The 9682-nt window shown below is 47.1% G+C and carries 14 protein-coding genes and 1 pseudogene; 12 read left to right on the plus strand and 3 right to left on the minus strand.

Annotated elements, in window-relative coordinates:
- Both Q0J41_RS08425 and Q0J41_RS08430 read left to right on the plus strand, forming a co-directional pair.
- On the plus strand, positions 1 to 266 hold a 266-nt coding region (locus tag Q0J41_RS08425; RefSeq protein WP_296228422.1), incomplete at its 5' end, for a hypothetical protein.
- A gap of 228 nt (positions 267 to 494) precedes the next feature.
- Positions 495 to 840, plus strand: a pseudogene (locus Q0J41_RS08430) (DDE-type integrase/transposase/recombinase); the annotation flags it as partial.
- 98 nt (positions 841 to 938) lie between these two features.
- Here Q0J41_RS08430 and Q0J41_RS08435 read toward each other — a convergent pair.
- Positions 939 to 1100, minus strand: a complete 162-nt coding sequence (locus Q0J41_RS08435) for a hypothetical protein (protein WP_296228424.1) — start codon at positions 1098 to 1100, stop codon at positions 939 to 941.
- A gap of 396 nt (positions 1101 to 1496) precedes the next feature.
- On the opposite strand from Q0J41_RS08435, the gene Q0J41_RS08440 reads away from it, so the two are divergent.
- Both Q0J41_RS08440 and Q0J41_RS08445 read left to right on the plus strand, forming a co-directional pair.
- Positions 1497 to 2222, plus strand: a complete 726-nt coding sequence (locus Q0J41_RS08440; protein ID WP_296228426.1) for a MerR family transcriptional regulator — start codon at positions 1497 to 1499, stop codon at positions 2220 to 2222.
- A 17-nt stretch (positions 2223 to 2239) separates the two neighbouring features.
- Positions 2240 to 2449, plus strand: coding sequence for a Fic family protein (locus Q0J41_RS08445; RefSeq protein WP_296228428.1), 210 nt, complete (start codon positions 2240 to 2242; stop codon positions 2447 to 2449).
- Between the two features lie 360 nt (positions 2450 to 2809).
- Here the strand turns inward: Q0J41_RS08445 and Q0J41_RS08585 are convergent, their stop codons facing one another.
- Entirely contained in the window at positions 2810 to 2860 is a 51-nt protein-coding gene (locus Q0J41_RS08585) for a hypothetical protein (RefSeq protein ID WP_366937253.1), read from the minus strand.
- On the opposite strand from Q0J41_RS08585, the gene Q0J41_RS08450 reads away from it, so the two are divergent.
- From Q0J41_RS08450 to Q0J41_RS08485, 8 genes are all read left to right on the plus strand, one after another.
- Positions 2840 to 3154, plus strand: a complete 315-nt coding sequence (locus tag Q0J41_RS08450; protein WP_296228430.1) for a type II toxin-antitoxin system RelB/DinJ family antitoxin — start codon at positions 2840 to 2842, stop codon at positions 3152 to 3154. The genes Q0J41_RS08585 and Q0J41_RS08450 overlap by 21 nt on opposite strands.
- 144 nt (positions 3155 to 3298) lie before the next feature.
- Positions 3299 to 3850, plus strand: coding sequence for a GNAT family protein (locus Q0J41_RS08455; RefSeq protein ID WP_296228432.1), 552 nt, complete (start codon positions 3299 to 3301; stop codon positions 3848 to 3850).
- 168 nt (positions 3851 to 4018) lie between these two features.
- Positions 4019 to 4579, plus strand: a complete 561-nt coding sequence (locus Q0J41_RS08460) for a hypothetical protein (RefSeq protein WP_296228434.1) — start codon at positions 4019 to 4021, stop codon at positions 4577 to 4579.
- A gap of 151 nt (positions 4580 to 4730) precedes the next feature.
- Positions 4731 to 6659 (plus strand): heavy metal translocating P-type ATPase, encoded by a 1929-nt coding sequence (locus Q0J41_RS08465; RefSeq protein ID WP_296228437.1) that lies wholly within the window; start codon positions 4731 to 4733, stop codon positions 6657 to 6659.
- Between the two features lie 22 nt (positions 6660 to 6681).
- Positions 6682 to 6909, plus strand: a complete 228-nt coding sequence (locus tag Q0J41_RS08470) for a heavy-metal-associated domain-containing protein (protein WP_009559129.1) — start codon at positions 6682 to 6684, stop codon at positions 6907 to 6909.
- A gap of 58 nt (positions 6910 to 6967) precedes the next feature.
- Positions 6968 to 7249, plus strand: a complete 282-nt coding sequence (locus Q0J41_RS08475; RefSeq protein ID WP_296228443.1) for an iron-sulfur cluster repair di-iron protein, ric — start codon at positions 6968 to 6970, stop codon at positions 7247 to 7249.
- Positions 7250 to 7273: 24 nt separating this feature from the next.
- A complete protein-coding gene (locus tag Q0J41_RS08480) occupies positions 7274 to 7924 on the plus strand; it encodes a Crp/Fnr family transcriptional regulator (protein WP_296228445.1) in 651 nt (216 codons plus the stop codon).
- A 154-nt stretch (positions 7925 to 8078) separates the two neighbouring features.
- Positions 8079 to 9449, plus strand: a complete 1371-nt coding sequence (locus Q0J41_RS08485) for an ISNCY family transposase (RefSeq protein ID WP_206987429.1) — start codon at positions 8079 to 8081, stop codon at positions 9447 to 9449.
- 47 nt (positions 9450 to 9496) lie between these two features.
- On the opposite strand, the gene Q0J41_RS08490 is transcribed toward Q0J41_RS08485, so the two are convergent.
- A partial coding sequence (locus Q0J41_RS08490; RefSeq protein WP_296228451.1) for a transposase occupies positions 9497 to 9682 on the minus strand: 186 nt, incomplete at its 5' end.

Here is a 9682-nt window from a genome sequence, read left to right on the forward strand (position 1 = left end):
GCACCAAGAAGGCTTCAAAGAAGTCAACTAAGAAGAGCACCAAGAAGGCTTCAAAGAAGTCAACTAAGAAGGCTTCAAAGAAGTCAACTAAAAAGAGCACTAAGAAGGCTTCAAAGAAGTCAACTAAGAAGAGCACCAAGAAGGCTTCAAAGAAGTCAACTAAGAAGAGCACCAAGAAGGCTTCAAAGAAGTCAACTAAGAAGGCTTCAAAGAAGTCAACTAAAAAGAGCACTAAGAAGAACGTAAAGAAGACTACGAAGAAGTAGTTCTTCCCGAATAATCCAGGTCCGACATGGACTTGGATTATTTTTTGTCTAAAATCCCCCTGACAACGCGGCCCAAAACCAACAAAATTTTCTATCTAACCGCATCCCGCTAAAAACGCGCTGCGTCGCCACTCTTACTTTTTCCAGAAAGTGTAAATACACTAGTTCAGCGAGTAGCCGCCTCCCCACCTCGGTAAGCGCCGCGCTCGCCAAACGACTAATCTAATAACCCAAGAAATCATCTCCTACAACATTTCTAGGTACCCAGACCTTAAGCAAGTGATGACCATGCTAGATGACTCATTTGAGAAGCACCCGGCTCTTAACGGGCTTATTTTCCACTCAGATCGTGGCTGGCAATATCAGCACCAATCATATTAAGCCGCTCTAGCTAACAGAGGGATCGATCAGAGTATGTCCAGGTTGGGTAATTCTCTTGATGAGGGCTTAATGGAGGGCTTCTTCGGCATTCTTAAGCGGGAGATGTTCTACGTCCAAGAACATAAATACAGGACGAAAAAACATGACCCCGATTGAATATCGGAATCATGTTTTAACAACCTTAACGGCGTAATACTAAATTGTCCCAATTTTGGGGGTCACATCACCAAAGTTAACAGGACGATCTTTTGTTATGCATGAATGTGGATAGTGGGGCAATATTCACCACCACTATTTCTTGGATTCTTTTTTAGCTAGCTCTTCTCGGCGTTCTTTGATGGCTTCTTCAATCTTCACTAAATCTTCTTCCTTAGCCCAATTAAGAATGTATTGTTGAGCTTGGAAAGTCTCTGAGGTTCTGTTCCATTTACTGATTAATTTAAAGGCGCCCATTGCTATTTCACCCCTTGTGATATTCGATAACTAAATTATAGCATTGATTTCTTGAATCATTGTTATAGCGTACTCGACAGGTACTAAGTACGCTGTAACATAGTAGCGTTCATTGAGTTTCCGTTTGCTAATGAAATGTTAAAATAGTGAGACTGGGTATGATAAGCAAGCACTCATCTTAGTCAAATTGCTGTAGAAATTAATCCTTAGAAAGCAGCGACAAACCGCACTGTCTCAGCGTTTGAGGCAATGTGTGATTGGTATGAGTCGGACGCCACATGTGGAGGCGGGGAGCTTTTGAGAAAAAGATAGATTTTTTTGGAAAATTACCTTGCGTAATGGGGTGCTTGTGACGCTGCGTTATGAGCTATTCTTGACGTGAAGGAGGTGAAGACTGTGTCAAAATACACGACGGGGGAACTTGCAAAGCTCTGTGGCGTTACAGTCCGGACAGTTCAGTATTATGATACCAGAGGTATCCTGATCCCCAGTGAGTTATCTGAAGGCGGGAGACGGCTTTATTCAGATGACGATCTGAAACGCATGAAGATCATCTGCTTCCTAAGGGAACTGGATCTTCCCATCAATGCTATCTCACAGATCTTGAATGAAGAGCATCCCGAAAAAGTGATCTCACTGTTAATTGAGCATCAGGAAAAATCCCTTTCGGATGAAATCTCTGATAAACAGGAAAAACTGGAAAAGCTGCGTGAATTGAAAAACGGACTGAAAAGCCATGAGTCATTCTCTCTCGAATCTATCGGTGACATAGCCGTTATCATGGAAGGTAAGAAGAAACTGAAAAGAATGCGCTGGATGATGATTCTGACTGGAATCCCAGTCACGGCACTGCAATGCTTTTCCATCATTTTCTGGATCGTCAAAGGCATATGGTGGCCATTTGTACTTTGGGTGCTGGTGGCTATTCCCTGGGGAATAATTGTCAGCAGGTATTATTTCAGACAGGTGAAATATATCTGCCCGGAATGTCACGAGCTGTTTAAACCGATTTTGAAGGAGGCCTTTTGGGCGAATCATACGCCAACCACCCGAAAGCTGACCTGCACCGCATGTGGTCACAGAGGATTCTGCGTTGAGGTCTGGGGAGGTGACGGGAAATGAGAAGAGGGGGGGAAGGGATGAGTGAATACGTACCGCCATTTCAGATGACCGACAACATACTTGTCCCAGGTGAGATTCAAAATCTGATTACTTGGTATCGTAATTCTAAAGTCCATCTCTTGATTAAGAGCGCGATTTTCCATTATGAGTTTGAGTTCATCCATCCTTTTGCCGATGGCAACGGGAGAATGGGCCGGCTCTGGCATAGTTTGCTGCTGGGTAAATAGAATTAAATCTTTTTCTGGCTGCCAATAGGGGAACTGATCCGGTCCAGACAGGGAGAGTACTACCAGGCACTTGGCAAGTCTGATGAACTGGGAGAAAGCAGTTCTTTTGTGGAATTTATGCTGGGAGTCATCTAGGACACGCTGAAGGAAACGAAATAAGCGATGACAAAAAAATATAGTTAGCGGCATCTGTCTTTCTGAAAAGGAGAGGTGGGTGCCACTTTTTTGATAAAAAAAGGCGGTTTGACGAGACTGTGGAAAAGTTGCAAACTGCGGTGGGGACCACAGTATGCTGTTATGATTCATTCTAACGGATGTATTCAAATAGATTGCGAAACGATATACAATGTGTTACTATCCTCATAGAAATAATATAAGGAGGTTGGTCGTATGGCAGCAAGAACAGCGAATGTCAGTGCAAGAGTAGAACCTAAAGTTAAGGAAAAGGCAGAAACTATCTTAAAAGGCATGGGCATCCCAGCCTCTGTAGCAATCAACATGTTCTATAGACAGATTATTACAGATAACGGCCTTCCATTTCAGCCATCAAAGAATATCTCAGCTCCGAAGACACTGGGCGAGATGACTAGTGAAGAATTTGATGCGCGAATAGCAGAAGGGCTTCGTCAAGCGGATAATGGAGAAGTTTCATCTATAGAGGATGTTCGCAAGCGGGTTTTGGGGGAACTGCATGGACTCCTATAAGGTTAATATTACGAAGCAAGCAGAAGAGTACCCTCATGTTTAAGCGTGAAGGGACTTTTTTCGTCCAATTATTTGCTCTTTCGTCCAAAATCGGACAAAATTGGACGAAAAAAGAGCTAGTTGGACGAAAGGAACAACAGTCACATGAAGGCAACTTGGCAAAAAGATGGCTTTACAATCCGCCTGGCACAAGCCAGCGATGTGGAGGATTATTATTCTCAGAACTACTGTCCCTTGGACAAGGAAGTGGCCAGACTGACTGGCTGCAAAGAGCATTTTACCAAGGAAGAAGTCACTTCTTTTTTCCTAAAAGCGATCGAAGAAACAGACAGATACTTCTTTTTGATCTTAGATCCGGCTGGAAAAATCATTGGAGAGAGCGTGATTAATGAAATCGACTGGGACCTGTACCGTGCTAACTTCCGCATCTGCATCTTTCATCCGGCGGAAAGAGGGAAGGGCATTGGCAGCTGGGCGGTGGAAGTGAGCCGGGATTTCGCCTTTGACCAGCTGCACCTGCACCGGCTTGAACTGGATGTCTTCTCATTTAATCCCCGCGCGGAAAAAGCCTACCTGCGGGCAGGCTTCAAGCGGGAGGGCATTTTGCGGGATGCAGTTTTGGATAGGGGCCAATATGCGGATGATATCATAATGGCTATCTTGGAGGATGACTGGCTCAAGCTGAAAGAAAGTTGATAATATTTTTATATAAAGCTTATTCCAATAAGCCGTTATTTTATAAATGGCAAGTGAGCTTATTATGTGGTATACTTAATATAGTCATGACGTGAGACAGTTATTTTTAAGTAGTTAAAACTCACTTTAACGTTAAAGCGATAACCATGATTTGTTGAGGAAAAAAATATGACTAAATACCGCGCCGACATTACGGCTCTTAATGCAGAAAAAATTGGCAGCCAGGCTCACGGTTACGTAGAGTTCACGACTGCTGCTGACAAGCTCCACATCAAGTTGGAGATGTTCGACACCCCGGCTAACATCCAGCACTGGGAACACTTCCATGGCTTCCCGGACGGCAAGGATGCTCAAGTGCCAACCCTTGCCCAGGACACTAACCACGACGGCTTTATCGACCTCTTGGAAACCGAACCGGTCTCCGGCACGACTATGGTGCCCCTGGACGCGGCTCCGCACGAAATGTGCATCCCCCACGACAACTACCCAGTTGCCGACGCAAACGGCTACTACAGCTATGAAAAAGACGTCGACTTAGCCAAGCTGGAAGCCAAGTTCAAGGAAGTCTTCAACGACCAGGACCTGGCCCTGGACAAGCGGGTGGTCTACATCCACGGCGTGCCAGCTGACCTGGAATTGCCAGAAAGCGTTGGCGGCAAGATCAACGACCATTATGACCAACACGTCACCTTGCCAATCGCTGCCGGCAAGATCAAGCGGATTGACTAAGCAACTATAAAAGCCATTCAGAGGATCAGCTCCCCTGGATGGCTTTTTTCGTAAAAAATTTTGCAAAAATCCCGATCTTGATAGAAATCAATTGGGGAATTCCGCTTTCCCGGTATATTAAAAGCATCAAAGCAAGGAGGTCGAAAGATCAATGCAAAAATGGTTAATGAAAAATCGCAACCGGCTGACGGCAATTTCGGGCATCTTAATCGTACTGGCCTTTGCCGCTAAGTGGTTATTTAAAAGTGAAACAGGGGCGTCCGGCCTGCTCCTGGCCGCCTCCCTCATCGGCGGCTTCCCGATCGCGGCATCCGCTTGGCAGGCCTTAAAGGTCAAAGTCATCAGTATCGACTTGCTGGTGACCCTGGCCATCTTAGGTGCCTTCGTCATCCAGGAATTTGAAGAATCTGCCATCGTGGCCTTCCTCTTCTTGTTCGGGGCTTACCTTGAACAAAAGACCCTGGCCAAGACCCGGTCAGCCATCAAGGAACTGGTGGAGATGGTGCCAGAAACCGCCCTTCGGCAAACTGAAGACGGCGACTTTGAAGAAGTCGACTTAGACGACCTGGACGAAGGGGACATCCTTTTGGTCAAGACCGGCGGCAAGATCCCGGTCGACGGGGAAGTCGTCTACGGTTCCGGGACGGCCAACGAAGCAAGCATTACCGGTGAGTCCATGCCTTTAGGCAAAAAGCTCGGTGATCCGGTCTATGCCGGTACTATTTTGGAAAACGGGACTATCCGGATCAAGGCAGAAAAAGTTGGGGATGAAACGACTTTTGGCAAGATCATCGAACTGGTCGAAGAAGCCCAGGACTCCAAGTCCCAGGCTGAGCGTCTAATTGACCGCTTCTCCAAGTACTACACCCCAGTCGTCCTGCTCCTGGCCATCATTGTTGGCCTTATCAGCCAAGACCTGGAACTGGCCGTAACTATCCTGGTTCTCGGCTGCCCAGGCGCCTTGGTTATCGGGGTTCCGGTCTCCAACGTGGCCGGGATCGGGAACGGGGCCAAGCAGGGGATTCTTTTTAAAGGCAGTGAAGTCATCACCAAGTTCAGCAAGGTCGACACGATCATGTTCGACAAGACCGGGACCTTGACTTACGGCGACCCCCGGGTCAGCCAGGTGAAAAAGTACGGCCAGGGCCAGCTGGCTGAACAGCTTTTGGTCAGCGTGGAAAAAGAATCTGCCCACCCTTTAGCCAAAGCCATCACTGGCTACTATGAAGACCTGGAAGCTAAAGAAGTTGAATCTTCCCAGGTCCTCCAGGGCGGCGGGATCGTTGCTCAAGTAGCTGGCCGGCAGGTCCTGGTTGGCAACCGCTACCTGCTTGACCAGTACCATGTCCCAGTCACAAAGGAAATGGAAAAGAACCTGGAAGAGCTGGCAAGTGCAGGCAATTCCCTGGTTCTGGTGGCTGTAAACGGGCAGCTGGAACTTGCTTTAGGCTTAAAGGACGAGATCCGGGCCGGGGTCAAGGAAGACCTGGCTGCTTTAAAGAAGCTGGGTGTCAAGAACTTGCTCCTTTTGTCCGGCGACAACCAGAAGACGGTTGACCTGGTAGCGGAAGAACTAGGCCTCACTGAGGCATATGGCCAGCTTTTGCCAGAAGACAAGGCGGAATTTGTCAAAAAGCGGCAGGCAGCCGGTGAAATCGTGGCCTTTGTCGGCGACGGGATCAACGACAGTCCGTCACTGGCCCGGGCAGATATCGGGATTGCCATGGGCAGCGGGACTGACGTGGCGATTGAAACATCAAACGTGGTCCTGATGAACGGCAGCTTTGACCGGATTCCGCGTGCTCTGGCCCTGGCTAAGGCCACCCGGCGGAACATGATTGAGAACATCACCATCGCCCTGGCTGTCGTAGCCGTCCTGCTGGTCAGCGTGTTAGCCAGCTCATGGATGAACATGGCCATCGGGATGTTTGTCCACGAAGGCAGCATCCTGGTCGTGATCTTAAACGCCATGCGCCTTCTGGCTTACCGGTCAAAATTGCAAAAATCACGAAAGTTGATAGAAAACAATTTTTCGCAAGCAGAAGGCCCGTATAATAAGGGCATCGAAAGTATCCAATAGGAAAAAGAAAGGACAAGAAATCATGCAAAAAGCAATTTTACAACTCGAAACTTTAGCCTGCCCGACCTGCATGCAGAAGATCGCGGGGGCCATCGCCAATGTCGACGGGGTTGAAAAGACCAGCGTCAAGGTCCTCTTCAATGCAAGCAAGGCCAAGGCTAATTTCGATCCGGATAAAACCAATTTGGACACGATCACGCAAGCCGTCAAAAATATCGGCTATGACGTCTTGAAGGCCAGCGCTAAATAAGAGAAAAAAGCAAAAAGCAAAAACAAGAAAAAAGACTGATAAAGAAAAAAGGAGACAAATGATGATCAAGGAATTTTTTACCAAGAACGATGAAATGTTAGACTTGTATACGCAGGCAATTACCAAGGCCCACGGCGCCCACCACCCGGAAGTCTTTGAAGTCCGCAAGGTTTACGAAGACATTCAAAAGAAGGTGAAATCCGGCCAGGAAGACTTGACTGCCGACTTCAGCAAGCTGCGGGATTTGACCGCGGACTACGCCATCCCGGCTGATGCCTGCGGGGCGATGACTAAGACCTACCAGACCCTGGAAGAATTCGACCACTTGGTCCAGGGCTAATTTTTACCAGCAGAGGAGAGCAAAATGCAGCATATATGTGTCAGTCTGGTTCCCTTATTCGCGGATCTGCCAGAAAAAGACCAGCTTAAGATCAATTCTCTGGCTAGCCACCGGCGCTATCAAAAAGGTGAGACGATTTTCCAGCCAGGGGATGAAAAGCTACAGATCGTGGCCCGGGGAAACATGAAGGTTTACCAGCTGTCCGCCAGCGGCCGCGAGCAGCTGCTCCGGGTTGCCCAGCCGGGTGACTATGAAGGGGAAAAGCAGCTTTTTGGCCTGGAAAATGACAGCTTCTTCGGCCAGGCCATGGAGAACACGGAAATCTGCAGCTTGAGCAAGGCAGACTTCAACCAGGTTCTCTTGGAAAATCCCCAGCTCTCCCTCAAACTTCTGGAACTCAGCGCCCAGAAGCTGCTGGAAACGGAAAGACAGACCCAGTTCCTGGCCATGGAGCGGGTTGAAGAAAGACTGGCCAGCTACCTTTTGGACTTGGCTAAGGTGGCTGGCAGCGACCAGGTTCAGCTGTCCATGAAGATGAAAGATATTGCCCTTTACTTGGGAACTACTCCCGAAACCCTCTCCCGCAAATTCAAACTCCTTGAAAAAATGGGCTATCTGAAAAGGACCGGTAAGCAGGTGAAAATCCTTGATGAAGACGGCCTGCTGGACTTGTAGCAAATATTTTTAATGATTTTGTCAATGGCCGGCAAGCCCGAAAGTCCACCTTGTGTTTAACAAGTGATAATGTCTTAAGTATTAACAAAGGAAAATGTCTGGCATAATCTCCATATATCGGAGGTTACAGACAATGAAGAAAGTTAGGTTAACTATGAAATACGAAGAACAATACAAAGTCATTAAAGAGTTGGTTGATCATGGCGGGAACAAGAAAAGAGCTGCACTGATCTTAGGCATCTCTGTCAGACAGCTAAACAGAAGAATTAACCAGTATCGAAGCAAAGGAAAAGCGGCCTTTGTTCATGGGAACACTGGCCGCTCACCTGTTAATTGTCTCACCACAGAAATTAACAAACAAATTGTAACCCTATATCGTACCAAATATCAAGACTGCAACTTGACCCACTTTGTCGAGTTGCTCGAGGAGATCGAACACATTTCTGTTTCCTACACCAAGGTCTACAACCTGCTCAAAGACAACTACATCCTTTCGCCCAAACCTTGGAGACAGACAAAGCGGAAAATGGCCAAAAAGAAGTGGTATCGGGATCACCCAAAACAGGCTGCCAAAGTTTCTGAAGTGGTTATCGATCATCAAATAGCTATAGAAGATGCTCATCCACGTCACGAGCGCTGTAAATACTTCGGCGAAGAAATCCAAATGGACGCCTCTTCTCTGCTTTGGTTTGGCGATAAGAAGGCTCACCTGCACCTGGCAATAGACAACGCCACAGGCAACCTGGTTGGCGCCTACTTCGACTGGCAGGAGACCCTGAAAGCCTATTACCACGTCTATGAGCAGATTCTCGTGAATTATGGCATTCCTCTTAGATTCAAAACCGACAATCGAACCGTTTTTAATTATGAGACGGCTAAAACCAAAGCAGAGCACAAAGACGTTCTTACGCAATTTGGATATGCCTGCAAGACCTTGGGAACAGATATCGTAACCACTAGTGTCTCACAGGCCAAGGGCATGGTGGAACGGGCAAACCAGACTGTACAAAGCCGTTTGAAGCCCGAACTGAGGCTTCACAATATAACTACAATCGAAGATGCCAACAAGTATCTGCGGGAGATTTTTGTGCCGAAATTCAACGACAAGTTCGGGCAGGATATTCACAGATTTGAATCAGTTTTCGCAGACAGCCCTGACAACGAGAAGATCAACTATACGCTAGCGGTATTGTCTCCACGTACGTTTGACAGTGGATCAGCCATCTCCTACAAGAATCACTATTATCAAGCTACAGACGCCTCAAACAAGCTTATCTGCTTTGCCAAAGGCACTAAATGCCTGGTTATTCAAGCATTAGATGGTCAATTGTTGGTCACCGTTGACGAGAAAGTGTATGCCTTGACCGAGATTCCGAAGAATGCCAGAGTCTCACCAGATATCGATTTTGAGACCGAGAAAAAGAAACAGCGGAAAAAGTATATTCCACCGATGTCCCATCCTTGGAAGCGTACTTCGTTCATCGCGCAGCAGAACAAAGCGCACAAGTATCACAAATTCACATAAAAATAGCGGGGAATTTTCCCCGCTAATAATTTAATTTTTTCGGGACATTATCCCAAGTTATTGACATGGCCGGCAAGCCCGAAAGTCCACCTATTTTTAATGGGTGGACTTTCGGGCTTGCCGGCCTTTTTTGCGTTATAGACCTGATCATTGATGTATCTTTCCACGGTATCCTTCGACATGTTTCCAACGGTTCCAATATAGTAGCTTGATGACCACAAGTGACCGCCCCA

It is taken from the genome of uncultured Lactobacillus sp. (assembly GCF_944327175.1).
In the GTDB taxonomy this organism is placed as follows: domain Bacteria; phylum Bacillota; class Bacilli; order Lactobacillales; family Lactobacillaceae; genus Lactobacillus.